This window comes from Cyanobium sp. PCC 7001, assembly GCF_000155635.1.
Taxonomy (GTDB): Bacteria; Cyanobacteriota; Cyanobacteriia; order PCC-6307; family Cyanobiaceae; genus NIES-981.
In genome coordinates this window covers 1-25,834 of record NZ_DS990556.1, presented here as the reverse complement: position 1 = coordinate 25,834, position 25,834 = coordinate 1, and the positions used below count along the sequence as shown (strand labels likewise).

General features: G+C 66.1%; 20 protein-coding genes, 2 tRNA genes and 2 rRNA genes. 9 read left to right on the top strand and 15 right to left on the bottom strand.

Translation table 11 applies throughout. The features are described from left to right. Window positions 1-83: 83 nt before the first annotated feature. The 6 genes from CPCC7001_RS00120 to CPCC7001_RS00095 all read right to left on the bottom strand — a co-directional run bounded on the left by CPCC7001_RS00120 (window position 84) and on the right by CPCC7001_RS00095 (window position 8,875). Window positions 84-3,833, bottom strand: a complete 3,750-nt coding sequence (locus CPCC7001_RS00120; RefSeq protein ID WP_006910916.1) for a hydantoinase B/oxoprolinase family protein — start codon at window positions 3,831-3,833, stop codon at window positions 84-86. A 710-nt stretch (window positions 3,834-4,543) separates the two neighbouring features. Continuing rightward, window positions 4,544-5,338 carry a hypothetical protein gene (locus tag CPCC7001_RS00115; protein ID WP_006910931.1) on the bottom strand — a complete coding sequence of 265 codons (795 nt, stop codon included), beginning with the start codon at window positions 5,336-5,338 and terminating at the stop codon, window positions 4,544-4,546. A gap of 352 nt (window positions 5,339-5,690) precedes the next feature. Then, window positions 5,691-6,176: a hypothetical protein gene (locus CPCC7001_RS14875; RefSeq protein ID WP_006909396.1), complete on the bottom strand. Its 486-nt coding sequence runs from the start codon at window positions 6,174-6,176 to the stop codon at window positions 5,691-5,693. Window positions 6,177-6,535: 359 nt separating this feature from the next. Then, on the bottom strand, window positions 6,536-7,102 hold the full coding sequence (locus tag CPCC7001_RS00105) for a hypothetical protein (RefSeq protein WP_198006427.1): 567 nt from the start codon (window positions 7,100-7,102) through the stop codon (window positions 6,536-6,538). A gap of 235 nt (window positions 7,103-7,337) precedes the next feature. Continuing rightward, complete coding sequence (locus tag CPCC7001_RS00100; RefSeq protein WP_006909252.1) at window positions 7,338-7,829, bottom strand: YajQ family cyclic di-GMP-binding protein; 492 nt, start codon at window positions 7,827-7,829, stop codon at window positions 7,338-7,340. A 32-nt stretch (window positions 7,830-7,861) separates the two neighbouring features. Continuing rightward, window positions 7,862-8,875 carry a class I SAM-dependent methyltransferase gene (locus CPCC7001_RS00095; protein ID WP_006909764.1) on the bottom strand — a complete coding sequence of 338 codons (1,014 nt, stop codon included), beginning with the start codon at window positions 8,873-8,875 and terminating at the stop codon, window positions 7,862-7,864. A gap of 107 nt (window positions 8,876-8,982) precedes the next feature. On the opposite strand from CPCC7001_RS00095, the gene CPCC7001_RS00090 reads away from it, so the two are divergent. Next, entirely contained in the window at window positions 8,983-9,423 is a 441-nt protein-coding gene (locus CPCC7001_RS00090; protein ID WP_006910261.1) for an MAPEG family protein, read from the top strand. 43 nt (window positions 9,424-9,466) lie between these two features. Here CPCC7001_RS00090 and CPCC7001_RS00085 read toward each other — a convergent pair whose 3' ends face one another. From CPCC7001_RS00085 to ebsA, 3 genes are all read right to left on the bottom strand, one after another. Then, window positions 9,467-9,979 (bottom strand): hypothetical protein, encoded by a 513-nt coding sequence (locus CPCC7001_RS00085; protein WP_006910726.1) that lies wholly within the window; start codon window positions 9,977-9,979, stop codon window positions 9,467-9,469. A 36-nt stretch (window positions 9,980-10,015) separates the two neighbouring features. Next, window positions 10,016-11,113 (bottom strand): phosphotransacetylase family protein, encoded by a 1,098-nt coding sequence (locus tag CPCC7001_RS00080; protein ID WP_006911079.1) that lies wholly within the window; start codon window positions 11,111-11,113, stop codon window positions 10,016-10,018. A 151-nt stretch (window positions 11,114-11,264) separates the two neighbouring features. Further along, window positions 11,265-11,687: a type IV pilus biogenesis protein EbsA gene (gene ebsA, locus CPCC7001_RS00075; protein WP_006911029.1), complete on the bottom strand. Its 423-nt coding sequence runs from the start codon at window positions 11,685-11,687 to the stop codon at window positions 11,265-11,267. Between the two features lie 291 nt (window positions 11,688-11,978). Between ebsA and CPCC7001_RS00070 the strand changes: the two genes are divergently transcribed. After that, a complete protein-coding gene (locus CPCC7001_RS00070; protein WP_050757007.1) occupies window positions 11,979-12,770 on the top strand; it encodes an NAD-dependent epimerase/dehydratase family protein in 792 nt (263 codons plus the stop codon). Between the two features lie 76 nt (window positions 12,771-12,846). Here CPCC7001_RS00070 and map read toward each other — a convergent pair whose 3' ends face one another. Further along, on the bottom strand, window positions 12,847-13,704 hold the full coding sequence (gene map / locus CPCC7001_RS00065; protein WP_006911717.1) for a type I methionyl aminopeptidase: 858 nt from the start codon (window positions 13,702-13,704) through the stop codon (window positions 12,847-12,849). A gap of 265 nt (window positions 13,705-13,969) precedes the next feature. Between map and CPCC7001_RS00060 the strand changes: the two genes are divergently transcribed. The 6 genes from CPCC7001_RS00060 (at window position 13,970) to gltX (ending at window position 17,053) form a co-directional block, all read left to right on the top strand. After that, window positions 13,970-14,305, top strand: a complete 336-nt coding sequence (locus tag CPCC7001_RS00060) for a peptidase (protein WP_225867124.1) — start codon at window positions 13,970-13,972, stop codon at window positions 14,303-14,305. A gap of 59 nt (window positions 14,306-14,364) precedes the next feature. Further along, window positions 14,365-14,892, top strand: coding sequence for a 50S ribosomal protein L19 (rplS, locus tag CPCC7001_RS00055; protein WP_006911346.1), 528 nt, complete (start codon window positions 14,365-14,367; stop codon window positions 14,890-14,892). 62 nt (window positions 14,893-14,954) lie between these two features. After that, window positions 14,955-15,027, top strand: a tRNA-Trp gene (locus tag CPCC7001_RS00050). Window positions 15,028-15,063: 36 nt separating this feature from the next. Next, complete coding sequence (locus CPCC7001_RS00045) at window positions 15,064-15,252, top strand: hyperconserved protein Hcp (protein ID WP_006043540.1); 189 nt, start codon at window positions 15,064-15,066, stop codon at window positions 15,250-15,252. Window positions 15,253-15,472: 220 nt separating this feature from the next. Then, window positions 15,473-15,546 (top strand) — tRNA-Asp (locus tag CPCC7001_RS00040). A gap of 64 nt (window positions 15,547-15,610) precedes the next feature. Then, complete coding sequence (gltX, locus tag CPCC7001_RS00035; RefSeq protein ID WP_006909751.1) at window positions 15,611-17,053, top strand: glutamate--tRNA ligase; 1,443 nt, start codon at window positions 15,611-15,613, stop codon at window positions 17,051-17,053. Here the strand turns inward: gltX and CPCC7001_RS00030 are convergent. The 3 genes from CPCC7001_RS00030 to CPCC7001_RS00020 are packed head-to-tail and all read right to left on the bottom strand — an operon-like array spanning window position 16,985 to window position 19,086. Then, window positions 16,985-18,304 (bottom strand): cation:proton antiporter, encoded by a 1,320-nt coding sequence (locus CPCC7001_RS00030; protein ID WP_043368372.1) that lies wholly within the window; start codon window positions 18,302-18,304, stop codon window positions 16,985-16,987. The genes gltX and CPCC7001_RS00030 overlap by 69 nt on opposite strands. Further along, window positions 18,301-18,546 carry a hypothetical protein gene (locus CPCC7001_RS00025; protein WP_043368371.1) on the bottom strand — a complete coding sequence of 82 codons (246 nt, stop codon included), beginning with the start codon at window positions 18,544-18,546 and terminating at the stop codon, window positions 18,301-18,303. Before CPCC7001_RS00025 ends, CPCC7001_RS00030 begins: the two co-directional genes overlap by 4 nt. Before the next feature lie 24 nt (window positions 18,547-18,570). Next, on the bottom strand, window positions 18,571-19,086 hold the full coding sequence (locus CPCC7001_RS00020) for a DUF1643 domain-containing protein (RefSeq protein ID WP_006910327.1): 516 nt from the start codon (window positions 19,084-19,086) through the stop codon (window positions 18,571-18,573). A gap of 139 nt (window positions 19,087-19,225) precedes the next feature. Here CPCC7001_RS00020 and polA point away from each other — a divergent pair, with 139 nt between their 5' ends. After that, on the top strand, window positions 19,226-22,198 hold the full coding sequence (polA, locus tag CPCC7001_RS00015) for a DNA polymerase I (RefSeq protein ID WP_006911801.1): 2,973 nt from the start codon (window positions 19,226-19,228) through the stop codon (window positions 22,196-22,198). A gap of 329 nt (window positions 22,199-22,527) precedes the next feature. On the opposite strand, the gene rrf is transcribed toward polA, so the two are convergent. After that, a 5S ribosomal RNA gene (rrf, locus tag CPCC7001_RS00010) occupies window positions 22,528-22,644 on the bottom strand. A gap of 209 nt (window positions 22,645-22,853) precedes the next feature. Beyond that, window positions 22,854-25,741, bottom strand: a 23S ribosomal RNA gene (locus CPCC7001_RS00005). Between the last annotated feature and the right edge of the window lie 93 nt (window positions 25,742-25,834).

The following is a 25,834-nucleotide window of genomic DNA, read 5'->3' as shown; positions in this document are numbered from 1 at the left end:
AGCGGAATCGACTGTGCAGGCCGGTGCCGTGCTGGCGTCCATTCACTCCAGTGCCGTCAACCTAGGCAGCGGAACCGGATCGGTCAGGTGCCCTGGTGGTCCTTCACACCCCGATCCGGTTCCGGGGCAGGGCCGTAGCCCCCTCCGCCCGGTGTCTCGATCACGAGCAGGTCTCCTGCAGCGACCGTCACCTCGGTGGACCCCGGCAGCTCCACCACCGCACCGTTCCCGCGCTCCAGCCAGTTCCGCCCGGCCTGACCCGCCCCGCCACCGGCCAGGCCGAAGGGCCGCACCCGGCGGGAACCCGAGAGTAACGACACCGTCATCGGCGCCAGGAAGCGGATCCGGCGCTCCACGCCATCGCCGCCCCGCCACAGTCCCGCCCCGCCGCTGCCGTGGCGCAGGCCGAAAGCCTCGAGCCGCACCGGCAGCCGCTCCTCCATCACCTCCGGATCGGTGAGGCGGGAGTTGGTCATGTGGCTCTGCACGGCGCTGGCACCGTGGAAACCGCGGCCCTCGAGATCCCTGCCCGCACCGGTGCCGCCGCAGATGGTTTCGTAGTACTGCAGCCGGCCGTCGCCGAAACTCAGGTTGTTCATCGTGCCCTGGGCCGCGGCCTGGACGCCGAGGGCCGCGAACAGGGCATTGGCCAGGGCCTGGGACGTTTCCACATTGCCGGCCACCACCGCGGCCGGAGGCCGGGGATCGAGCAGGCTGGCCGGTGGCACCACCAGTTCCAGGGGCTCGAAGCAGCCCGCATTGAGCGGGATGGACTCCCCCACCAGGCAGCGGAACACGTAGAGCACCACCGCCCGGGTGATCGCCAGGGGCGCGTTGAGATTGCCGGGATGCTGGCCGGAGCTGCCGCTGAAGTCGATCCGGGCGCGACGGCGCAGGCGATCGATCCGCACCTGCACGGCGATGACGCTGCCGTCATCCAGGCTCACCCGGGCCTCGCCATCCTGCAGGCGTGCGATCACCCGCCGCACCGCCTCCGCCGCATTGGTCTGCACATGACCCATGTAGGCGCACACCTCCTCAAGCCCGGCCGCCTCGATCAGCCGCCCCAGCTCCTCCACGCCGAGGCGGTTCGCCGCCACCTGGGCCTGCAGATCGGCCAGCAGCTGATCGGGATTGCGCACCGGGTGGGGGCCCCGGGCGAAGCAGGCCCGCCAGGCGGCCTCATCCAGCCGTCCCCGATGCAGGAACAGCTGGTTGTCGAGCAGCAGCCCCTCCTCCTCGATGCGGCGGCTGAAGGCGGGCATCGAACCGGGGGAGATGCCGCCCACATCGGCGTGGTGGCCCCGGCTGGCCACGTAGAAGGCCGGTGCACCGCCCGGCTGAGCGGGCGCGAACACCGGGGTGATGGCCGTGATGTCCGGCAGATGGGTGCCGCCATGGAAGGGATCGTTGGCCAGCACCACATCGCCGTCGGCCAGCGGCGGCCGTTCGCCCCGGGCCACCGCCGCCAGCAGGCTGGCCACGCTCTGCCCCATCGAGCCGAGGTGCACGGGGATGTGGGGCGCATTGGCCACCAGCGCCCCCTCCCGATCGAACACGGCGCAGGAGAAGTCGAGCCGCTCCCGGATGTTCACCGAGCGGGCGCTCTGCTGCAGCCGCACGCCCATCTGCTCGGCGATGGCGGAAAAGCGGTGGTTGTAGAGCTCCAGCAGGGCGGGATCCACCGCGCTGGCTGTGGCACTGGCCAGGGGTGGAGTGGCCTCGAGGGCGCTCGCCTCCAGCAGCAGGGCCCGATCCGGCAGCATCCGCCCCTGCCAGCCGGGCTCCAGCAACGCAGTGCTGGTGGGATCCAGCAGCAGGGCCGGGCCCTGCAGCCGTTGACCGGGACGCAACTGATCCCGGCGCCAGAGGTGCACCTCCTGCCAGCCCCGCTGCTCATCCAGCCACACCCGGGCCGTGGCCGCCTCGCTCTCCCGCTCGCCCACGTCGTCATTCAGGGTCCCCCGCGGCGCCGTGGCAGCCGCAGAGTCCGGCGGAGCCACCTCCACCATCAGCCGTTCCACCACCAGCTCCAGCCCATCCCGGGTGGGTGCATGGCCGAAGCGCTCCCGATGCTGGATCAGGAAGGCCTCGATCAGCGCTTCGGTGGAGGTGTCAGGGGGCCAGGGCACCTGCAGTCCGTCCTCCCGGCCGGGCAGGCGCAGCTCCAGGGAGCGCCAGCAGCGCACGGCTTCCTGGTGCGCGTCGTTCAGGTCGCCTGCTGCCTGGAGGGACTCCCTGCCCTGGCCCTGCAGGGTGGTCGCCAACTGCTCCAGACGGGTCATGGAGGCCGGCTGCAGGGGCAGATCGGGGGCGCATTCCTGCAGGGAGCGCTGCTCGGCCTGGCCGATGCCATAGGCCGACAACACGCCGGCCAGGGGATGGAACAGCACCTGCCGGATGCCGAGGCAGCGCGCCAGGCTGCAGGCGTGCTGGCCTCCGGCACCGCCGTAGCTCACCAGCAGAGCCTGGCGCAGATCGTGGCCGCGCTCGATCGAGATGCGCCGGATCGCCGCCGCCATGGTTTCGATCGCGATCCGCAGGGCACCGGCGGCCACCTGCTCGGGGGAGATGCCGGGGGAGCTGGGGGCCATCGCAGCGGCCAGCTCGGCGAAGCGGTGGTGCACCGCCGCCAGATCGGCCGGCCGGTCGGCGCCGGGGCCGAACACCGGTGGCAGCGCCGATGCCGGCAAGCGCCCCAGCAGCAGATTGGCGTCGGTGATCGTGGCGGGGCCACCGCGGCGGTAGGCCGCCGGGCCTGGATCGGCGCCCGCCGATTCCGGCCCTACGATCAGCCGCTGGCCATCGAAGCGGAGGATCGAGCCGCCCCCTGCCGCCACGGTATGGATCGGCAGCATGGGGGCCCGCAGGCGCAGACCGGCGATCTCCGTTTCCGGCTGCCGCTCCCAGGCCAGGGGCCCGCGGCTCGGATCCCAGTGGAACACGTCCGTGGAGGTCCCCCCCATGTCGAAGCCCACCACGGGGATGGGGGCCTGGCCAGCGGCTTGCAGGGCTTCCTGGGCCACCGCCACCGCGCCCACCATGCCGCCGGCCGGTCCGGACAGGATCGTGTCCTTGGCCTGCAGGGAGGGGGACGCCACCAGGGCGCCGCTGGAGCAGAGCACCCGCAGCCGGGTGCCCGTTCCGAGGGACGCTTCCAGCTGCTGGAGGTAGGTGCGCAGCACCGGGGCCACCGCAGCCTCCACCAGGGCCGTGTGGCCCCGTGGCACGAGCCGGGGCTGGGCACTGAGCCGATGGGACAGGGCCACCGCCTCGAAGCCGAACGGCTCCAGCCAGGCGGCCAGCTGAGTCTCATGGCGGGCCTGGCGATGGCTGTGCAGCAAAGCCACGGCACAGCTGGTGTAACCCTCGGCTCTGGCCTCGCGCAGCTCGGCAGCAAGGGCATCATCGAGGCTCAGGGCTGACAGCTCCTGGCCTGCGGCATCGAGGCGCCCCTCCACCTCGATCACCCGCACCCGCAAGGGCTGGGGGCGGCGAATGGCCAGCGCAAAGATGTCCGGGCGGTGCTGGTCGCCGATGCGCAGCAGATCGCGAAAGCCACGGTTGATCAGCAGCACCACCGCCGCCCCGCGCTGCTCCAGCAGGGCATTGGTGGCCACGGTGGTACCCAGCCGCAGCTCTGCAATCGGCTGATCCCCGGCCATGGCCCGGATGGCCCTGGCGGCAGGATCACCAGGACAGTCCGGCTGCAGCGAGAGCACCTTCCTCACCTGGATGGGGCCCCAGGGGGGAAGACCGATCACATCGGTGAAGGTGCCGCCGCGATCGATCCAGAACCGCCAGCCATGGGATGGCCGGGGACGGGTGGTCACGGTGGGGAGGAGCCGGGCGACATCAGGCTAGGCGGGCTCAGCTCAGGCCCGGAGCCAGGCTGATGCACAGCCTCTCGAGGGGCGCACCGTTGAAGCCTTACACGCCGTTGACGTAGTTGAGCAGGTCCTTGAAACAGGCGGTTTTGCCGTTATCGGGCAAGCGCACCCCATCCTCCCGGCCGAAATTGGTCAGACTTCGCATTCTTGGTGATGGCGCTTGCCTGGCTGCCGCAGATCACGATGTCGCGGTTGCCACCGTGGGGATCTTGACGCGGGCCACCACGGGCTGTCCGGCCCAGCCGCGGGTGTTGCCCGCGCGCAGGTGCTTGGTCCCGTTCCGGAACTCAGCCGCTCAGCCGGGCAAAGTCTTGACGCGTCAGTGCTTGCTCACCTGCGGTGTGCGATCACGTAGTGCTTATCGCATGCCAGATTCAGACGGAACTGAATCTTCAACCAAACAAGGCACGTCAACCCGCCGATGCACGATCGGCCATGAAGACGGAGTGGTCAGAAATTCCGAACACACAACACCAGGCATGCCCGACAAGCGACGTTGCGAAGAAGCGCAAGTGCTGCTGCCAACGCATCTGCCTGGGAAGGCAAGGGCATGGCGATGGCTCGCCTGAACATCTCAGAGCAGCGCGTACCCCGTAGCCTGCCTGGAGGGGAGGTCGCGGGTGGGAAGAAGGAAATGCCTGGCCCAGGGAAACTCAGAACAGGCTGTTGATGTTCGCAGCGGAGACCTGGTCAAGCACAGCGACCAAATCATTCGGGTTGCGCTTGCTGACGATCGGCAGGCCACTCATCCCCGAAGGCAAAGCGGACGACCGGCCTATCCGGTACAGCTTCGGACCGGCGAATCCAGAGGCAAGTCGATCGGTTCCAACATCAAATCCCTCGATGAGAGCAAAGGTGTCCTTGGCGCCCTTCTTGAGCCCCTTGCCCTTGCCGAGGCCACGATCCTCGTAGTAGGAGCGATTCTTCTTGCCAATCACGAAGACATCTCTGGATGAGTCACTGTCGTCGATGAGGTGATCATAGTTTTTACCCTTTCGCCCGAAGCAACCCTTGCCGTCATAGCGATCGGAACCACCGAACCCCAGCATCACATCGGCCCGGCCTCGCTTGCCCCGAAGTTTGTCATCATCATCGCTACCGATGCTTGAGCCAAAGGTGACACTCTTGAACACCTCCTGATAGAGAAGCGTTCCGGGGGGCTGGCCAGGCAGCGAGAGACCCGGAACCAACTGCAGACGCTCCACCTTGGTGCGTCCGTTGGACTTCAGCTCAGTGATCTCGATCTGCTGCAGATCTGGGCTGATGCGGAAGGTCTTGTCACTGTCGAGATCCTCAAGGAGAAAAGCGCCGGTATCTTCCTGCTCCCAGTAGGCCAGCACATTCAGACCACTGAGACTGAAGGCATAAAAGTCATCGGGCGACGACGACGCGTCATCGTCACTTGACTCGGGGAGGCTGCCGCTGCGTCGCTCGAGAGAGGTGACCACTCGTTGAAGCCCCCAAATCTAGATTTCAGCCCTATCGTACTCCCCGTAAGGCGGGCTCCACAAGCTGGAGGGACGGGAGAACTGCCCTCAGGGGTCGTTATGGACCTGCCGGGTGAAAAGCCCAACAAGGGGGGGGGGCCAGCGTCGCTTCCAGATCCCCCAGAGACAGACGCTGACCTGCCGCCGGGGATCTTGAGCAGTATTTCCCTGATGGTCCTCGTTCTGCACCCCGATCAGGTGAATCCGGCGCCAGCCGGTTCTGTGAAACCCGGGCGGGGGGACCTTGGGGGCAGGATGGAAACCACCGTCAAGCACCCTGCCAGTGGCTTGATCAGGCGTGCTCGCGCAGCGATCAGTCGAGGATGTTCATGACCACCATTTTCGACGGATCGACGCCGGGGATCATGTAGCGCCCGTCAGCCATACGCCGCAGATCCCTTTGACGCACAGTCAGACCTAAGTTCCTAAGCCTGAGGAAATCCTTGGATCCAAAGTTACGAATCCTGAAGCGTTGCATGTGAACCACAGGATCTTTGGGGGTTGTATTTCTGAACACGAGCACGTCTCGCACGTCGTCCTTGCCGAAATTCACCACCGTGTTGGCACGCTTGGTGATCGCACCAGCCTGATTCCCCCAGATGAAGCGATTACGACCACGCGTCCCTTTCACGTTATAACTGGCCTGCATCATCCGATCAAAGCGAACGCCGGTGACGTCATCCTTGCCGGATAGCTTTACCTTGATTCGCCCAACAACCGGCTGCCCTTTCCAGCTGGCGTTACCGGAGAATCTGAGAATTCCTTTGCGATTGATCTTGCGGTTGACCCATGCGGGCACCCCACGAACCCTCAATGTCATGATTGGAAATAAGTTAGAGTTGCAAATAAAGTGTTAAAGAATCGAGCGAATCTCCCGGCAACTCACAACCAGAACCCAATCCGGTTGGAACAATCACCAGCGATCACCGCCCTGACGGCTGAGCGCAGGAGCTATCCAGCAACCATCAGCGAACCCTTCAGACCAGGCCAGCCGATCGGTAGGACGGACCAGGGCTGAAGACGGCCGATCCCACACAACACTGGAGAGAGGTCTCAGGGTCGGGTCTCTTGGTTGCTGTCAGTTCTCGCATCGGCGTGACGGCTGGACGCGCCAGACCTACCGATTCACTGGGTCGCACGCGTCCTTGATCTGACCGGTCAGCGCAGCCCGTCCACCAGCGTGATGTTCAGCTTGTCCGTGGGTACGCCGCTGAGTCCATAGACCCCATTGCCAATGCGGCGCAGGTCCTTGAAGCGGAACGTTCTGCCGATGTTCCGCAGCACGATCCGATCTTCCCTGCCAAAATTCTTGATCCGAATGCGCTGCATGTGATTGAACGGCCCATGCTTCTGGGTTGTGTTGCTGAACACCCAGACATCCCGGGCCTTATCGGCACCCAGGTCAAACACACTGTTGAACCGCTTGGAGATCGTTCCCGCCTGCGCTTTCATGATGATCACATCACGAAAAGCCTTGCTGCCGGGATCGAACTGGCTGTTGAGCGCGGACCTCCCCTTGCGTACAGCCTTGCTGGTGGGGTCAACAAGCGCATCCTTGCCCTGGTAGCTGAGGCTGGCGAACATGCCACGGTCAACCACCACCTTGTTGGGCCTGCCGTCCACACGCCCGGGGTTGATGACCGTGCGATCCACCACGGACTTGCCCGCCCATCCAGAGTTTCCTGAGAGTTTGAGAACGCCTCGACTGTTCTCTCGCTTGCTCATCCACCAAGGAAGCCTGCGAATCTTCCAGTCCGTCATAAAAACAGCAATAGTTGTTGAACCTACAAGTTACCGAAAGCGAGTGAGCTGTCGAGACCAGACAGTCGATCAACTGGATCGGGATTGTGGATGCAACAAAGGCTTGACATGGCTCCAGCCCAATGGCATGTAAGCGCCGTGTGCACGGCACGGAAGGACATCAGCCAACCCCGCATCGGGGGCTTGTCAAATCATTGGCTCAGCGGTAGTTCTCGAACTGCAGCGGCACATCCACATCCTGTTCCTTCAGCAACTGGATGGCGGATTGCAGATCATCCTTGCTTTTGCCGGTGATGCGCAGGCTTTCCCCCTGAATCGCCACCGACACCTTCTTGAGGTTGTCGCGCACCGTCTTGCTGAGCTCCTTGGCCAGCTCCTTGCTGAGGCCCTTGCGCAGCTTCACCTCCTGCTTCACCCGGTTGCCGCCCACGGCCTCGGGCGTCTGGAAATCGAAGATCTTGAGGGAGAGGTTGCGCTTGGTGGCCTTCTGACGCAGCACGTCCTCCACGGCCTGCAGGGTCATGTCGCTGGCGGTGGTGATGGTGAGGCTCGTCTCCTCCAGATCAATGGTGGTGGCGGAGTCCTTGAGGTCGTAGCGCTGGGCAACCTCCCGGCGCACCTGGTCGAGGGTGTTCACCAGTTCCTGCCGGTCGAAGTCGGAGACGACGTCGAAGGAAAAGGTGTCAGCCATGGGAGCGCGGAACCGGGTCAACCAGCTCCAGCCTAGAAAACGATCCCGGAGCCTCCCTGGCGGCTGGCCACCAGCACCCGATGGCGCGGGTCGCAGGCCTGGCTGCGCACCCCCTGGAAACCGGCGTGCCGCAGCGCTTCCGGCAGATCGAGGCGGAAGTAGTCCTCCAGGTAGGGCTCGGTGCTCTTCAGCAGGGTGGCGATCGGGGCGGGCAGCCGCCGGATCACGGCCGAATCGGGATCCTGGTCCACCAGGGCGATCACCCCACCCGGGCGGAGCAGGCGCGCCGACTCCCGCAGCACGGCAGCGGTGGCCGCGGCCGGCAGCTCATGGCAAACGAACTGCAGGGTGATCAGATCCACGCTGGCGTCCGGCAGCCCTGTGGCCTCGGCGGCGGCGTGATGCCAGGCCACGATCTCGCCGTCGGCGTCCCGCACCCGGGCCACCGCCAGCATGTGGGGCGAGAGATCCACGCCCCTTACCCGGACCGGCATGCTCTGGCGCTGCTCCAGCCAGCGCTTCAGCGCGAGGGTGCCCACCCCCACCGAACAGCCCAGGTCCAGCGCCTCGTGCACGGCGCGGCCGGCGAGGCTGGGGGCGATGGCGTCAAAGATCGCCTGGCGCAGCCGCTGCTGGGCCTGCTCGGGACTGAGCGTTTCCCCCGGCCACACCCGCAGCGCCATGGCATCGGTGGCCTGTTCGGCCTCGCAGGCCGCCGCCCAGCAGAGATTGCCTGCGCCATAGGCGTGGAAGCGGGCGCGGTAGTAGGGGGGTGTGGTGGTGAGCGGGTTGCCGGCCTCCTCCAGGAACGGCTCGGCCTGGCGCTGCAGTTGCTGGCGGCGTGCTCGCCAGGCGATGCCGCGTTGCTCCGCGGTGCGGATGATCAACTGGCGCGCCTGAAAGAACATCAGCTGCCGCAGCGGCTCCACCGCCAGCAGTGCCTTGATCAGGCGGCCGATGGGATGGCGGTCGTCGACCCAGTTGGGCGGGGCATCTTGGGCCGGAGTGGGGGCCGGGGAGGTGGCTGGGGTCACGGCTTGGGGCATCGCCGAGCGATCCTGGCTCCACGGACTGCGACCATCCTGGCCTCTGGCCGTGGCTGTGTCACGGTCTGCTGGTCACCGTCCCGCCCTCCGCCATGACGCCCTCTGCCATGACGCTCTCAGCCACCTCGGTGCCCTTCGCCTGGTCGCTGGTGCTGGCCGGAGCCCTGGTGGTGCTCAGCACGGTGCCGCTGGGAGCGGCCCGATCCCAGGCCGACTTCAGCCTGAGCGACCTGCAGGCGCCCCGGGCGATGTTCGAACGGCTCTCCCCCTGGGGCAAGCGGGCGGCCTGGGCCCACCAGAACAGCTTCGAGGCCTTCACCCTGCACGCACCGGCAGCCCTGCTTTGCCTGGTGGTTGCCCTGAGCTCGCCCGGAGCCCTGAGCTCGGCGCTCGTGGTGGCGGCCGCCTGGATCCATCCGCTGGCGCGGTTGGCCTACCTGGGGGCCTACATCGGCAATGTCCCCCCCCTGCGTGGGGTCTGCTGGGCCACGGGACTGCTCTGCAGCGGCGTGCTCTACGTGGAAGGCCTGCGGGCCGTGCTGGGCTGAGACGCCATGGTGACGGCACCTGCGACGGTGCTGACGACCGGGCTCAATCGAAGTACAGCAGGCTCACCACCTTGCCCATGTCCTCGGCCACGCGCACGCTGGCCAGGAGGGTTTCGCTGTCGTGGAAGGCGTAGCAGATCAGCTGATCACAACGGCTGATGATGTCCTGATTGCAGAGGCTGCTGGCCATGGGCAGAGGCAGCTCATCGTGCTCGGGCTTCTCCACCAGGTGCAGGACCCGCTCCAGCTGGTCCCGGGATTCCACGGGCTGGCGGTCCAGGCTCTGGGGCAGCAGCACGGTGAGGCGACCGGGATCGATCTCCAGCACGCTGCGGATCACGGCGGCATTCACCCCCTGGGACCCCGAAGTGATCAGGTTGTGGCCCTCCTGAGCCAGGGAGCGGGCCACCACCTCCACCAGGTGAATCGACACCACCGGCACATGGCGGCTGCCAAGAATGGCGATGCGGCGTTTGCTGCGATCCTGCAGCATCGCCAATTCCTGGGCCAGGGTGTCGATCCGATCGAGTGAGGGCAGATCGAGGGATCGGGTCACCGCAAGATCGCAGGCTGCGCCATGAAACTAGCAGCGCTATTGCGCCATTGCGGGCAGCCGTAGGCGAGTGAAAAGGCGCGTGAAATCACAGTGTTCCTCCACCAGCCGGAAGGCAAAGGTGGCCTTGACGGCCTCGTGCAACCGCACGTGGCCGAAGGCCTGCTCGATCACCTCCACCGTGGTGAGCGTGTCGTGCTCCACTTTCAGCAGCGGCACTTCCAGCTCCTCGGCACGGGTCAGCAGCTGGGGCAGGGGGTCGCCGGCGCCGGTGAGGATCAGGCACTGGGTGGAAGCCTCCAGAGCCGCCAGCTGAATGTCGGTGCGATCGGCTCCCGTCACCACCGCCATGTTGCGGCGTCGACGGAAGAACTCCATCGCCGAATTCACGTTCATGGCACCGATGGAGAGGGTTTCCACCAGCAGATCGAGCCGATCGCGGCAGCAGAGCACTTCGGCTCCCAGCCGCCGCGCCAGTTCCTCCACGGTCACGCTGCGCAACAGGGGGCTGCGGGGCATGACGCCCAGGATCGGGATCCCCAGACTTTCCAGCGCCGGCACCACATCCTCGGCCATCTGGCCGATCATCGAGGGGTTCACGGCGTTCAGCACCACCCCGGCCAGGTGCTCCCCCAGTTCGCTGCGGGCGGCCAGGAGGGAATCGACGCTGCGGCTGTCGGTCCAGGGCTGCACCAGCAGCACCGGAGCCTCCAGACCCCGCGCCAGCTGGGGCAGGCTCAGGCCGTACAGCAGACCTTCATGCAGGCTGCCGGCAGCTTCCAGCAAAGCCACGCCGCCGCTGGCCTGGGCCAGTTGGTCCTTGAGGGCCCTGAATCCCGGGCCTGGGGAGAGGTCCGCAGCCATCAGGCGCTGGCGGGCCAGAGCGGGCTCCATGGCATCCAGCGAAGGGATCAGCTGATGGTCCTCGAGGCCCAGGGTGGCGCCCACGAACCGCACGTCCGGATCCACCAGGGGCTCGCCCGCCGGCGGCAGCCCGTCTGCCTCCAGGCTGGTGGCCAGGGGCTTGCCGAACCGCACCTCCAGGCCTTGAAGTCGCAATTGGCGCGCAAGACCCAGCACCACTGCCGATTTGCCGCTGAACGGTTCACAGGAGCCGATCAGCAGGGTGGGAGCCATACGTTGATCTCGCGGAAGAGGATCTCGCTGTGGACTGCGGTCTCGCAGAGAACGCGGGTCCTGCAGAGGACTGGCGACGCGGTGTCGGTTCTGGCGCCAATGTAGGGACTCCCAGGGCGGGAGCGCCCGGACGACGCGGGGTTGCAGCCGTTCAGGCCGCTGCCGACGGCGCGTTCTCCCCCTCGAGAGGAACGCCCAGCAGCAACCAGCGCCAGAACGCTTCCGGCAGTTCCTGCTGGTGGCGCTGCATCAGCCAACGCACCAGCTGGTAACCCGGCAGCTCGAAGTCGTAGGCCACGCTGGGATGGGCGGGAAAGCGCAGCGCAAGGCTCAGCGTTTCCAGGGGAGCGGGCTCGCCGGACCAGTGCAGTTCAAAGGCATGGCTGCGTCCCCCCTCCAGGGGGCGCACGCCCGACCAGTGGCCGCTCATCAGCACGGCCACGGCCTCCTCCAGCCTGTTCTGCTGGGCCACACCACCGCAGTAGGGCGCAAACAGGGGGATCAGGGGCTCGAGTGCCTTGGAACGCTCCTGGGAGGTGTCGATCTGCAGAACGGCGTCATTGGTGAGGGTCATCGACGGTGGAGAACTCGACACGGAGCGTTGACGGAGGCGCGATGGAACGAAGCGTGGAAGCGAGAGGTGTGGAAGCGAGAGGTGTGGAAGCGGGTGGTGCAGGAGCGAAGCGCTGTGCCGCCGGATGGGAGAGGGCGGGTGAGGCTTCCCGGGCCGTGATGGGTCCGGGTGCGCACCCTGGCCAGGCTGGCCGTGCACAGAGGTCCAGTTGGGTCTCATTCATGCTGAGGCATGGACGCCGTTTTTTCCACCCCAGGAACCGGGGTGGGCGCTGCCAGCCATGATCCGGGCATGACGCAGCACAGCAGAGCGGCCACAGGAAAGGCGGCCACAGGAAAGACCGTGGCGATCACCGGAGCCAGCGGAGCGCTGGGCCAGGCGCTGCTGCAGGAATGGCATCGCCGCGGAGCCCAGCTGATCGCCCTCTGCGCCGGCGATCGCCCCCTCGACCTGCGCGACAGCAATGGCGCACCGATCCCCCTGCGGCAGGTGCAGTGGTGCGCCGGCCAGGAGAACGCCCTGCGCCCTCTGCTCGCGGAGGTGGACGTGCTCGTGATCAACCATGGCATCAATGTCCATGGAGCCCGCACGCCGGAGGCGGTGAGCAGCTCGCTGGAGGTGAACGCCCTCAGCGGCTGGCGGCTGCTGGAGCTGTTTGCCAGCGTGGTGCGCGAGCGGCAAGCGCTCGAAGCGAACGGCACTGCAGCGGTTCACGGTCAGCCCGAGGTGTGGCTGAACACCTCCGAGGCGGAGATCCAGCCGGCCGTGAGTCCCCTCTACGAGATCAGCAAGCGGCTGATCGGGCAGCTTCTGAGCCTGCGGGCTCTGGATCTGGGCAGGGAGCTGACGCTTCGTCGGCTGGTGCTGGGGCCCTTCCGGTCGGCCCTCAATCCGGTGGGGCTGATGTCTCCCGGTTTCGTGGCCAGCCAGGTGCTCTGGCAGGCGGAGCTGGGATTCCGCCTGATCATCGTGACCCCCAACCCCCTCACCTACGTGCTGATGCCCCTCACCACCGTCGGCCGTTGGCTGTACTACAGCCTCTTCAGCCGGGGCTCGGCCAGGGAACCAGCGGGCCCGTGCTGATCCACCCCTGAAGCTCCCGGGAAACCGGGCCTCAGAAACCGGGGGGCCTCAGAAACCGGGGCCCGGAGGTCGCGGCTCAGAAGTCCCGGTCGGTGAGGATCTCGCAGCCATCGCTGGTGACGGCGATGGTGTGTTCCCACTGGGCCGAGAGGCTGCCATCCACCGTCACCACCGTCCAGCGGTCCCGCAGGGTGCGGCAGGCCTTGCTGCCGGCGTTCAGGATCGGCTCCACGGCCAGCGTCATCCCAGCCCGCAGGGTCATGTTGGGCAGGTCGCGGGTGCGGAAGTTGAACACCGAGGGCTCCTCGTGCAGGTTCCGGCCCACCCCGTGGCCGGTGTAGTCCTCCACCACCGCGTAGCCATGGGCCTCCACGTGATCCTGCACCGCACCGGCGATGTCGAGCAGGGTGCTGCCCGCCTTGATCCGCGCCAGGCCCTGCATCAGCGACTCCTGGGCCACCCGCGCCAGCCGCTGAGCTTCCTCGGGGGTCTCCTGGCCCACGCAGATGGTCACGCAGCTGTCGCCGTGGTAGCCATCGAAATAGGCGCCGGTGTCCACCTTGAGCAGGTCGCCGGCCTTGATCACCCGCTTGCTGCTCGGGATGCCGTGCACCACCTCGTTGTTGATCGAGGCGCAGATGCTGGCGGGGAACCCGTGGTAGCCCTTGAAGCTGGGGGTGGCTCCCATCTCGCGGATGCGCTTCTCGGCGTGGGCGTCGAGGTCGCCGGTCGTGCAGCCCGGCACCGCCAGGTCGAACATCTCCCGCAGCACCGTGGCCACGATGCGGCTGGCCTGGCGCATCGTGGCGATTTCCCGGGCTGATTTCACCTCGACACCGCGGCGAGTCTTCTGGATCCGCGGCCCTGCTTCCACCAGCGGAGAGGGGGCTCCGGCGGCGCGGGTGGAGGCCAGCAGATCGGCGAACAGGTTCATGGCAGGTGGTGCTGGCGTTGGGCTGGCGTTGGGTGAGTCGGGCGCTGCGGGACGGGGAGCGACCCACCACGGGAAACGCCTGCGGGAGTCATTCCCTGGGCCGAATTCTGGCCTTGGGCCGATTCTGGCGGAGCCCGGTGCCCGGTGCAGGCCGGCAGGCCCTGCCCCTCGCCATCGGCCCTCACCATCGGCCTTCACCATCGCCGCTGACCATGGCCCCTGTGCGCATCATGGGGGCAGCCTGCCGCCGGAGACCATCAGCGCAGTGAAGCCTCTCGATCGGACGCCCGCGGTGTGGCAACCGCCGCGCTGGCGTGAGCTGCATGCGGCCCTGGCTCCGTTCGTGCTGCTGCCCCTCGCCCTCACGGTGGCCACGGGCATGGGCTACCGGCTGCTGCGGGACTGGGGAGGACTGAGCCGTGATCAGGCCCATGTGCTGATGGTGCTGCACGAGGGGGAGTGGCTGCGCCACTGGTTCGGCCCCAACGGTGAAACCGTGTACGTGCTGCTCAACGGTCTGGGGCTGACGTGGATGCTGGTGAGCGGCGGGGCGCTGGCGCTGGCACGGCTGCGCCGCGGGCTGGCCCGGGCGAAAGGGTGAACCGGTAGGTGCCGGTGAGCCGGTACACTGGCTGTTTGGCCAGGCGACGCGGAGCTGAGATGGCGGCTGAGGACAAGCAGAACGAGACGGCTCAAGACCCGATCACCCAGGACGAGAGCGCCCAGAGCGAGACAGCCCTGAGCGATGGCGCCCAGGCCGTGGCCGCTCCTGAGGACAGTGCCCCTGTGGCCACGGCAGCCAAACCGGTCGTTCAGGCCAAAACCGGCAGGATGAGCGCCCAGGCCCTGATCCAGGCGTTCGAGGCCGAGCAGCTCAAGGACGAACTCCCCGAGATCTACGTGGGCGACACCGTGAAGGTGGGCGTTCGCATCCGGGAAGGCAACAAGGAGCGCGTGCAGCCGTATGAGGGCGTGGTGATCGCCAAGCGCCACGGCGGCCTCAACGCCACCATCACGGTGCGTCGGATTTTCCAGGGCGTGGGCGTGGAACGGATCTTCCTGCTCCACAGCCCCCAGGTGGCTTTTGTGAACGTGGAGCGACGCGGTAAGGTGCGCCGGGCGAAGCTTTTCTACCTGCGCGATCGGGTGGGTAAAGCCACCCGGGTCAAGCAACGCTTCGACCGCTGACGAGCACTCCGCCAGGAGTTTTCCTTCCAGCTCGTCATTCTCATCCTGGGGACATCGGCTCTGCGCCGTTAGTTCAGTTGGTAGAACGCAGGTCTCCAAAACCTGATGTCGGGGGTTCAAGTCCTCCACGGCGCGTTCGATGTCCCCATCTGCTGTTTCGTGGTTCCGGACATGGAGTTGGATTTACAACCCGGTGATGTCGTCAAGGTGCTCGAATCCGCCGCCCTGGGCTGGGTCCGGGCGCGGGTCATCCGGGTCAAATCCGGTGGTCGGGTGGTAGTCCAGAGCGACCAGGGGCGTGAGTTCACGGCCCGGGGCAACCAGGTGCGGCTGATCGAACCGGCCGGATTCAGGCCCTGACCGGATTCAGGCTCTGAACAGTGCTTTGGCCCCATCACCCTGTCGGGGGTTGGTCGATTCCAATCTGTTGACGATGGGGCCAGTGATCGCGGATACTTTTCAGGTCGCCCGAGCGGCCCGAATCCAAGCCTGCCAGGCCTTCACAAGCCTGAACCCGTGCCTGAGCTGGGCCATCACCTGACGACCTCGCCTGAGGGCCCCTGCGCCTGAAGGTCAATCTGGGACTGTAGTTCAATCGGTTAGAGCACCGCCCTGTCACGGCGGAAGTTGCGGGTTCGAGCCCCGTCAGTCCCGTTCCCACCATCGGCCACTCTCCGATGGACCTCCAGGAGTTCAGCAGGTGAACACAGCTGGCGCGGTGCGTGTTCGTCTCGCCCCCAGCCCCACCGGCACCCTCCACATCGGCACAGCCCGCACGGCGGTGTTCAACTGGCTGTTCGCCCGTCACCACGGCGGGTCGTTCCTGCTGCGGATCGAGGACACCGACCGCGAGCGCAGCCGCCCCGAATTCACCGAGAACATTCTCGAGGGCCTGAGCTGGCTCGGACTGGACTGGGACGGCGAACCGGTGATCCAGAGCGCCCGGCTAGCGGAACACCGGGCCGCCATCCAGCAGCTGCTGGCGGCCGGCAAGGCCTACCGCTGCTACGCCAGCGAGGCCGAGCTCACGGCCATGCGGGAGCATCAGGCTGCCAGCAAGCAGGCGCCCCGCTACGACAACCGCCACCGCCACCTCACGCCGGAGCAGGAACAGGCCTTCATCGCCGAGGGGCGCGAGCCGGTGATCCGCTTCCGCATCGAGGACGACCGCACCATCACCTGGACCGACCTGGTGCGCGGGCAGATGCGCTGGAGCGGCGCCGATCTCGGCGGCGACATGGTGATCGCCCGCCGCGCCCCGGCCGATCGCATCGGCGACCCGCTCTACAACCTGGTGGTGGTGGTGGACGATGCGGCGATGGCCATCAGCCACGTGATCCGCGGCGAGGATCACATCGCCAACACGGCCAAACAGCTGCTGCTCTACGAGGCCCTCGGCGTGGAACCGCCCGTGTTCGCCCACACCCCCCTGATCCTCAACCAGGCCGGCAAGAAGCTCTCGAAACGCGATGGGGTGACCTCGATCAGCGACTTCCGGGCGATGGGTTACACCGCCCAGGCCCTGGCGAACTACATGACCCTGCTGGGATGGTCGCCGCCGGAGGGCATGGGCGAGCGCTTCACACTCGAGCAGGCCGCGGGGGTGTTCGGCTTCGAGCGGGTGAACCGGGCCGGCGCCCGCTTCGACTGGGACAAGCTCAACTGGCTCAACGGCCAGGTGCTGCGCGAGCAGGGTCCCGAGGCCCTGCGGCAGCAGCTGCTGCCCCTCTGGCAGGCCAGGGGCTGGGTGGATTCCAGCAGCGCCACCAACCCGGTGCACGCCGATCCTGCCTGGCAGCGGGACCTCTGCGAGCTGATCGGGGCCTCGCTCACGCTGCTGGCCGACGGGGTCGAGCAGGCCGAGCCGTTCCTGTCCCTGCCGCCGCTGCAGGAGGGGGCCAGCCAGCAGCTGGAGGTGGAAGGGGCCCGTCCCGCCCTGGCGGCACTGCTGGACCGGTTGCCGGAGGGGCCCCTGGCCGCGGATCAGGCCCAGGAGCTGCTCGGGGAAGCCACCAAGGCGGCAGGCGTGAAGAAGGGGGTGCTGATGAAGAGTCTGCGGGCCGCGCTGCTGGGCAGCCTGCAGGGGCCTGACCTACTCGCCACCTGGCTGCTGCTCCACCGCAGCGGCGACGATCGCAGCCGGATCAGCCGCTGCCTCTGACAGATCGTCGTCAGGCCCGTCCTGGTCTGCCCCCTGTGGCGCAGGTGTGGGTTCGTCCTCCTGGATCAGGTCCAGCCAACCGGCCAGGGGCCCCGCACTCAGTCCTTGCAGGCCCACCGTGAGCAGGATGGTGAGGAACACCAGGCCCTGAAGCCGGCCGGCTCCCACCACCCCGGCCTGCTCCAGCCGGATGGCGAAGAGGCTCGCCACGGCGGCGGTCACGATGCCCCGGGGAGCGAGCCAGCTCAGCAGGGTCTGCTGCTGCAGCGAGAAGCCCATGCCCCAGGTGGCGAGGGCGATCGCCAGCGGACGCACCACCAGCATCAGCGCCAGCACGCAGGCCACGCCGCCCCAGCCCAGCGGGCTGAGCTGGGCGAAGCTCACATCGGCGGCCAGCAGCGGAAACAGCATGGTGATCGCCAGCTGGGCCAGCTGGCGGATCAGGGCGTCGAGCTCGGCGGCCTCGCTCTCCAGCCGCCGGCCCACCACCACGCCCGCGGCCACCGCCGCCGGCAGGCCCGACTCCGCCAGCACCTGCTCGGCCCCGGTGAACATCAGGAACAGGGTGCCCAGGGTGAGCTGCAGCCGCAGGGGTTCGGTGCGGGGCTCCACCGGCAGGCGCTCCAGCACCACCGAGAGCAGGCCGCCGGCGGCGGCCCCGAGCAGCACCCCGCCGCCGAGGCGCAGCAGCAACCCGAAGGCCAGCTCCCGCCAGCCATGCAGGTTGCCCAGCACCAGCTCGAGCAGCAGCAGGGCCAGCACGGCGCCGATCGGCTCCAGCACGAGGCCCTCCCCCTCCAGCACCTCCCCCAGGGGGGCCCGCAGCCCGATCTGGCGCACCAGCGGGTTCACCACAGTGGGACCGGTGGCCAGCACGATGGCGCTGAACACCGCCGCCAGGGGCCAGTCCAGCCCTGCCAGGCCATGGGCCAGCAGCAATCCGCCCAGCAGGGCCAGCAGCAACCGCACCCCGGCAATGCGCAGCACCGCCTGGCGGGTGCCATCGGCGGGCAGGCGCAGGTTGAGGCCTCCGTCGAACAGCACCAGGCTCACGAACAGCCCCACCACGGTCTCGAGACCGTCCCCGAGGTCCAGGGGCTCCACCAGCCCGAGGCCCGCCCGGCCGATCAGCAGGCCGGCGCTGAGCAGCAGCACCACCCCGGGCAGGCCGGTGAGCCAGGCCAGAGCCTGGGCGATGGCTCCGGCAAAGACCGTGACCCCCCAGAGCAGACCGAGCCGCTCAGGGGTCATGCATCGTCGACTGCGTTGAACCGGGGTTCCACGTGGATGCCGATCACGGCGGAGGGACGCACCACGATGTACTCACCCTCCAGCTCCGAAATCGGCACGTTCACGAAGGTGTCCGGCGCCGACGCCGTGAGCACGCCGCTGTACCAGTCCTGGAAGGACTGGAGGGTCGGGAAGGTGACCGACTGCGTCTGTCCACCGCTCATGTGCAGATGGACGCTGTAGCGCCGGGGGATGCGGGACATGGCGGGAAGGGCCGGACGCTGGCCTCAGGTCTGCCCAGGATGCCCCAGCGCCAGCGGATCGCGCCAGCTCCAGCGCTGCAGCACCGCCGTGGCGGGCACATAGAGGGGATGGCGGGGATCGCCGCTGGCCGTCACCCCGACGGCATGGAGCCGGCGGGTCCGCAGCAGCGGCGCCAGCTGGGCCAGTCGCCCGGCGTCAAGCCCGCCGCCGGCTCCCCAGCCGGCCCACACCACCGCCTGCGGCTGCAAGGCCAGGCGCCGCCGCAGCCAGTGGTCGTTGGGCGCTCCCACAGGGTCGTCCACCCGCCGGAGCAGGGAAGGGCTGGCGCTGATGCGGCTGTAGAGGTTGAGCACCTCCAGGGAACCGAAGCCCCAGCCCCGGGCCAGCCCCACCAGGCGCCGCAGGGTGGGGTCATCACGGCGGCCATCGGCCATGGAGGGGTTCAGGCCGATGAACAGCAGCGGCGGCAGGGCGGCATCCCAGCGCCGCAGCAGCCACCAGCGGTAGAGCCCGCAGCCGCTGAACCGGGCCTTGCCCAAGCTGTTCGGGCCACGGGCGCCTGGCCCCCGTTCCAGTGCCATGCCCCTGCGGCGCACACCAGCTCCCAGCCTGCAACGCCCAGCCTGCCGGCGATGGCTGGCGAGTGGCAGGCTGGGGCGACGATCGGGCAGGAGCGGCGTGGCACCAGCAGAACCCAACGGCCCCAGGCCGCTGCTGTTGCTCATCGATGGCCATTCCCTGGCCTTCCGCAGCTTCTACGCCTTCAGCAAGGGCGGTGAGGGTGGCCTCAGCACCAAGGATGGCGTGCCCACCTCGGTGACCTACGGCTTCCTCAAGGCTCTTCTCGACCACTGCAAGGGGCTGGAACCGAACGGCCTGGTGGTGGCCTTCGACACGGACGTGCCCACGTTCCGCCACGACGCCGATGCGGCCTACAAGGCCCACCGCGATGAGGCTCCGGAGGCCTTCTTCCAGGACCTGGCCAACCTGCAGACGATCCTGCGGGAAAGCCTCGACATCCCCCTCTGCATGGCGCCCGGCTACGAGGCCGACGACGTGCTCGGCACCCTGGCCAACCGGGCCGCAGACGCCGGCTGGCGCGTGCGCATCCTCTCGGGCGATCGCGACCTCTTCCAGCTGGTGGATGACAGCCGTGACATCGCCGTGCTCTACATGGGCGGAGGGCCCTACGCGAAAAACAGCGGTCCGGTGGAGGTCCGCCGCGAGGGGGTGGTGAGCAAGCTCGGGGTGACGCCGGAGGAGGTGGTGGACCTCAAGGCCCTCACCGGCGACAGCAGCGACAACATCCCCGGCGTGCGGGGTGTGGGCCCCAAAACGGCCATCAACCTGCTGGCGGCCTACGAGCACCTCGATGGCATCTACGCGGCCCTGGAGGCGTTGGAGCGGAGCGGGCCGAAGGCCAAGGATCCCAAGGGGGTGCTCAAGGGTGCCCTGGTCGGCAAGCTGAAGGACGACCGCGACAACGCCTTCCGCTCGCGCATGCTGGCGGAGATCCTGGTGAACATACCGCTGCCGGAGGCTCCGCGTCTGGAGCTGGGGCGTGTGGATCGGGAGGCACTGCGCAGCAGCCTGGACGAGCTGGAGCTGGCCAGCCTGGCCCGCCAGGTGGACCGGTTTGCCGCCCTGTTCTCGGCGGACGCCGGAGCCGCGGACGCGACCATCAGCCAGGAGGCCAAGGCGGTTGCGGAGGAGGGGGCCCTGGCCGCTCCGGCTGCCGCGGGCGGCCCCCCGGATCTTCAGCCCCAGGTGATCCTCAGCCCCGAAGCGCTGGCCGCCCTGGTGCAGCGGCTGCTGGGCTGCACCGATCCGGCGGCGCCGGTGGCACTCGACACGGAAACCACGGCCCTCAACCCGTTCCAGGCGGAACTGGTGGGCCTGGGGGTGGCCTGGGGCGAAGGGCTGACTGAACTGGCCTACATCCCGATCGGTCACCAGCCTCCGGTGGCGGACGACCTGCTCAGCGAGACGCCCACGCCCCCCAGGCAGCTGCCGCTGGATGAGGTGCTCACGGCGCTCGCCCCCTGGCTGGCCAGCGCCGAGCACCCCAAGGCACTGCAGAACGCCAAGTACGACCGGCTGATCCTGCTGCGCCACGGGCTGCCCCTGGGCGGTGTGGTGATGGACACGCTGCTGGCCGATTACCTGCGCGATGCCAACGCCAAGCACGGCCTGGAGGTGCTGGCCCAGCGCAATCTGGGCTTCACCCCCACCAGCTACGGCGAGCTGGTTCCCAAAGGCGCCAGCTTCGCGGCGGTGCCGGTCGAGGCGGCCGCCCTCTACTGCGGCATGGATGTGCACGTGACTCGCCGGCTCAGCCCGCTGCTGCGCCGCCAGCTTGAAGAGCTGGGTCCGTCCCTGCCGGCGCTGCTCGATGGGGTGGAGCTGCCCCTCGAGCCGGTGCTGGCGCAGATGGAGGCCACCGGAATCCGCATTGACACTGCTTACCTGCAGGAGCTCAGCGAAGAGCTCGGGGCCACCCTGGCGCGGCTGGAGGCGGAGGCCCGGGCCGCTGCGGGGGTGGAGTTCAACCTGGCCAGCCCCAAGCAGCTGGGAGAGCTGCTGTTCGACACCCTGGGGCTCGACCGCAAAAAGTCACGTCGCACCAAGACCGGCTGGAGCACCGATGCGAACGTGCTGGAGAAGCTGGAGGACGACCACCCGGTGGTGCCGCTGGTGCTGGAGCACCGCACCCTCAGCAAGCTCAAGAGCACCTACGTGGACGCCCTGCCGAGCCTGATGGAGCCGGAGACCGGCCGGGTGCACACCGATTTCAACCAGGCGGTGACGGCCACCGGACGGCTCTCCAGCAGCAATCCCAACCTGCAGAACATTCCCATCCGCACGGAGTTCTCGCGGCGGATCCGCAAGGCGTTCCTGCCCCAGGAGGGCTGGAGCCTGATCAGCGCCGACTACTCCCAGATCGAGCTCAGGATCCTCACCCACCTCTGCGGCGAGGAGGTGCTGGTGGAGGCCTACCGCAACGGCGACGACGTGCACGCCCTCACGGCCCGCCTGTTGCTCGACAAGGAAGCGGTGACCCCGGACGAGCGACGGCTCGGGAAGACGATCAACTTCGGCGTGATCTACGGCATGGGCGCCCAGCGCTTCGCCCGGGAAACCGGGGTGAGCCAGAGCCAGGCCAAGGATTTTCTGAGCCGCTACAAGCAGCGTTACCCCAAGGTGTTCGCCTTTCTGGAGCTGCAGGAGCGGCTGGCCCTCAGCCGCGGCTACGTGGAAACGATTCTGGGCCGGCGAAGGCCCTTTGCCTTCGATCCCAGCGGACTGGGTCGTCACCTCGGCAAGGATCCGATGGAGATCGACCTGGAGGTGGCCCGCCGCGGCGGCCTGGAGGCCCAGCAGCTGCGGGCCGCCGCCAATGCGCCGATTCAGGGCTCCAGCGCCGACATCATCAAACTGGCGATGGTGCATCTGCAGCAGGCTCTCAGCCAGCAGGCCCTGCCGGCGCGGCTGCTGCTGCAGGTGCACGACGAACTGGTGCTGGAGGCTGCCCCTGAGGCCCTTGATCAGGTGTGCGATCTCACCCGCCAGACCATGGAACGGGCCGTGCAGCTCACGGTGCCGCTCGTCGTGGAGACGGGAGTGGGGCCGAACTGGATGGAAGCGAAGTAAACCTTCGAAGCTTCAGCTCAGTGGTGCTGCAGCTGGGTGGTTTGACAGCTGAATGGTCGGTCAACAACGTTGCCGGCCTTGAAATGAGCTGGGACGTGACGTGAACGGACGTGATGTGCACCAGCCCATGGTCACAAAAAAAGCCACCCGCAGGTGGCTGTCATCGCTGCCCGTACCGATGATCTGGCGCGGACCCTGAGACGGACCCGTGATGGCGGCCACACCCGTGGTCCTTCCATCACTGACCCATCACCGAACAGCCATGCCATCGGCGCACAACCACGCCGTGGTCGTGAAGTGGCCGGGAAGTGGCCCAGAAAAAGAGTTTTACCTGGCATCGACCTATTTTCTCAGGGGGCTACCCCCCAAATATCGTCGGCGCTGCAGCGTTTCACAACCGAGTTCGAGATGGATCGGTGTGGTTCCACTGCGCCATGGACACCAGGATAGTCGTTCTCTCAGATCGTCACTCAGCAGGTCGTCACTCAGATTGAATCCTGAGCGTGAACCCTGGGCGTGAACCCTGAGAACTGCATAGGTTAGATCCTGATCCCATCCCCAACCCCTCATCCCTTTCAGGTCATACCTTTCAGGAATCAGATTCGGTTCTGTGATCAGCATCCTCTGGATTTCAAGCAATCAAGAGCTCGAGTTGATGGTCAAGCCCTCGGTCTATTAGTACTCCTCCGCTTCACACATTACTGCGCTTCCACGTAGAGCCTATCAACGGGTGTTCTTCCCGTGACCTTACTGGCTAACGCCATGGGAATACTCATCTTGAGGTGGGCTTCCCACTTAGATGCTTTCAGCGGTTATCCACTCCGCACATGGCTACCCAGCGTTTACCGTTGGCACGATAACTGGCACACCAGAGGTGCGTTCCTCCCGGTCCTCTCGTACTAGGGAGAAATCCTCTCAATATTCCTGCGCGTGCACCGGATATGGACCGAACTGTCTCACGACGTTCTGAACCCAGCTCGCGTACCGCTTTAATGGGCGAACAGCCCAACCCTTGGGACCGACTTCAGCCCCAGGTTGCGATGAGCCGACATCGAGGTGCCAAACCTCCCCGTCGATGTGAACTCTTGGGGGAGATCAGCCTGTTATCCCTAGAGTAACTTTTATCCGTTGAGCGACGGCCCTTCCACACAGAACCGTCGGATCACTAAAGCCGAGTTTCCTCCCTGTTCGACTTGTAGGTCTCACAGTCAAGCCTGCTTCTGCTTTTACACTCGTCGGCTGATTTCCAACCAGCCTGAGCAGACCTTTGCGCGCCTCCGTTACCTTTTAGGAGGCGACCGCCCCAGTCAAACTGCCCACCTGATACTGTCCAGCACCCGGATAACGGGTTGCTGTTAGAACTCTAGCTCGGAAAGAGTGGTATCTCACCAGTGGCTCACCATCACCCACAAGCAATGGATCAAAGCCTCCCACCTATCCTGCGCATTCCGAGCCCGAGCACAATACCAAGCTACAGTAAAGCTTCATAGGGTCTTTCTGTCCGGGTGCACGTAGTCCGCATCTTCACAGACAATTCTATTTCGCCGAGCCTCTCTCCGAGACAGCGCCCAGATCGTTACGCCTTTCGTGCGGGTCGGAACTTACCCGACAAGGAATTTCGCTACCTTAGGACCGTTATAGTTACGGCCGCCGTTCACCGGGGCTTCAGTCGCTAGCTTCGCTTGCGCTGACCAGCTTCCTTAACCTTCCGGCACTGGGCAGGCGTCAGCCCCCATACATCGTCTTGCGACTTAGCGGAGACCTGTGTTTTTGGTAAACAGTCGCCTGGGCCTCTTCACTGCGACCACCTCGCGGTGGCACCCCTTCTCCCGAAGTTACGGGGCCATTTTGCCGAGTTCCTTAGAGAGAGTTACCTCGCGCCCCTCGGTATTCTCTACCACCCCACCTGTGTCGGTTTCGGGTACAGGCCATCATGCCTTAACGGGTATAGGGCTTTTCTTGGAAGCTTGACATCACCAACTTCGCGGCCGTAGCCGCTCGCACTCACGCCTCAGCTCAAGCTGTTTTCGCCAGCTCTCAACGCCTCGAACGCTTGGACCAGTAACCAACGTCTGGCTTGGCTAGCCTTCTCCGTCCCCCTTCCCAAAACATGACAGGTACAGGAATGTTGACCTGTTGTCCATCGACTACGCCTTTCGGCCTCGCCTTAGGTCCTGACTAACCCTCCGCGGACGAGCCTGCCGGAGGAACCCTTAGGGTTTCGGGGCATGGGATTCTCACCCATGTTTTCGCTACTCAAGCCGACATTCTCACTTCCATGCAGTCCACGCCCGCTTACGCTAACGCTTCACCCCACATGGAACGCTCCCCTACCATTTGAATGTTCCTAAGAACAATTAAATCCGCAGCTTCGGTACAATGCTTAGCCCCGTTCATTTTCGGCGCAGGATCGCTCGACCAGTGAGCTATTACGCACTCCTTTGAGGATGGCTGCTTCTAGGCAAACCTCCTGGTTGTCTGGGCAATCCCACCTCCTTTATCACTCAGCATTGATTTGGGGACCTTAGCTGGCGGTCTGGGCTGTTTCCCTTTCGACCATGGAGCTTATCCCCCACAGTCTGACTGCCTCGCTACACACAGGGTATTCAGAGTTCGTCTCGATTTGGTACCGCTCTCGCAGCCCGCACCGAAACGGTGGCTTTACCCCCCTGCTGGAGCACGAGACGCTACGCCTCAACGTATTTCGGGGAGAACCAGCTAGCTCCGGGTTCGATTGGCATTTCACCCCTAACCACAGCTCATCCGCTGATTTTTCAACATCAGTCGGTTCGGACCTCCACTTGGTATCACCCAAGCTTCATCCTGGCCATGGTTAGATCACCCGGGTTCGGGTCTATAAACACTGACGTTCGCCCTATTCAGACTCGCTTTCGCTATGGCTCCACCATTCCCGGTTTAACCTGCCAGTGCCTATAAGTCGCCGGCTCATTCTTCAACAGGCACACGGTCACCCGATCAGTCGGGCTCCCATTGCTTGTAAGCTCACGGTTTCATGTTCTATTTCACTCCCCTCCCGGGGTTCTTTTCACCTTTCCCTCGCGGTACTGTTGCGCTATCGGTCACACAGGAGTACTTAGCCTTACGAGGTGGTCCTCGCGGATTCACACGGAATTTCACGTGCTCCGTGCTACTCGGGATCCAGCTAGCTCAGTTCGATTTTCGGTTACGGGGCTTTCACCCTCTGTGGCGCGCCATTCAAACGCTTCTCCTAATCTCCCTGATGCACGTTGCTGTCCCACAACCCCGATGCTCGAAAGCATCGGTTTAGGCTTGTCCCCGTTCGCTCGCCGCTACTGAGGGAGTCGTTTTTACTTTCCTTTCCTCCAGCTACTAAGATGTTTCAGTTCGCTGGGTTGGCTCGCACCGCCCTATGGATTCAGGCGGCCGTTCTAGGGGTTGCCCCATTCGGAAATTCCCGGATCAAAGCGTGTTTCCAGCTCCCCGAGACTTATCGCAGGTAACCACGTCCTTCATCGCCTCTGTGTGCCAAGGTATCCACCGTGAGCCCTTTGTAGCTTGACCATATAAACTCCCAGTGCTTCAGGTTGTTGAGACCTATTCTCTCAGCATTCCCCTCTCACGCTCCGTCAACACCCTCAGCCACCCGGATCGGAT

Excerpts from the sequence above, each read along its gene's own strand:
- CPCC7001_RS00105 (WP_198006427.1), bottom strand. The coding sequence starts at position 7,102 with ATGAGCAAGCGAGAGAACAGTCGAGGCGTTCTCAAACTCTCAGGAAAC.
- CPCC7001_RS00100 (WP_006909252.1), bottom strand. The coding sequence starts at position 7,829 with ATGGCTGACACCTTTTCCTTCGACGTCGTCTCCGACTTCGACCGGCAG.
- CPCC7001_RS00095 (WP_006909764.1), bottom strand. The coding sequence starts at position 8,875 with ATGCCCCAAGCCGTGACCCCAGCCACCTCCCCGGCCCCCACTCCGGCC.
- CPCC7001_RS00090 (WP_006910261.1), top strand. The coding sequence starts at position 8,983 with ATGACGCTCTCAGCCACCTCGGTGCCCTTCGCCTGGTCGCTGGTGCTG.
- CPCC7001_RS00080 (WP_006911079.1), bottom strand. The coding sequence starts at position 11,113 with ATGGCTCCCACCCTGCTGATCGGCTCCTGTGAACCGTTCAGCGGCAAA.
- ebsA (WP_006911029.1), bottom strand. The coding sequence starts at position 11,687 with ATGACCCTCACCAATGACGCCGTTCTGCAGATCGACACCTCCCAGGAG.
- CPCC7001_RS00070 (WP_050757007.1), top strand. The coding sequence starts at position 11,979 with ATGACGCAGCACAGCAGAGCGGCCACAGGAAAGGCGGCCACAGGAAAG.
- map (WP_006911717.1), bottom strand. The coding sequence starts at position 13,704 with ATGAACCTGTTCGCCGATCTGCTGGCCTCCACCCGCGCCGCCGGAGCC.
- rplS (WP_006911346.1), top strand. The coding sequence starts at position 14,365 with ATGGCGGCTGAGGACAAGCAGAACGAGACGGCTCAAGACCCGATCACC.
- CPCC7001_RS00045 (WP_006043540.1), top strand. The coding sequence starts at position 15,064 with ATGGAGTTGGATTTACAACCCGGTGATGTCGTCAAGGTGCTCGAATCC.
- CPCC7001_RS00030 (WP_043368372.1), bottom strand. The coding sequence starts at position 18,304 with ATGACCCCTGAGCGGCTCGGTCTGCTCTGGGGGGTCACGGTCTTTGCC.
- CPCC7001_RS00025 (WP_043368371.1), bottom strand. The coding sequence starts at position 18,546 with ATGTCCCGCATCCCCCGGCGCTACAGCGTCCATCTGCACATGAGCGGT.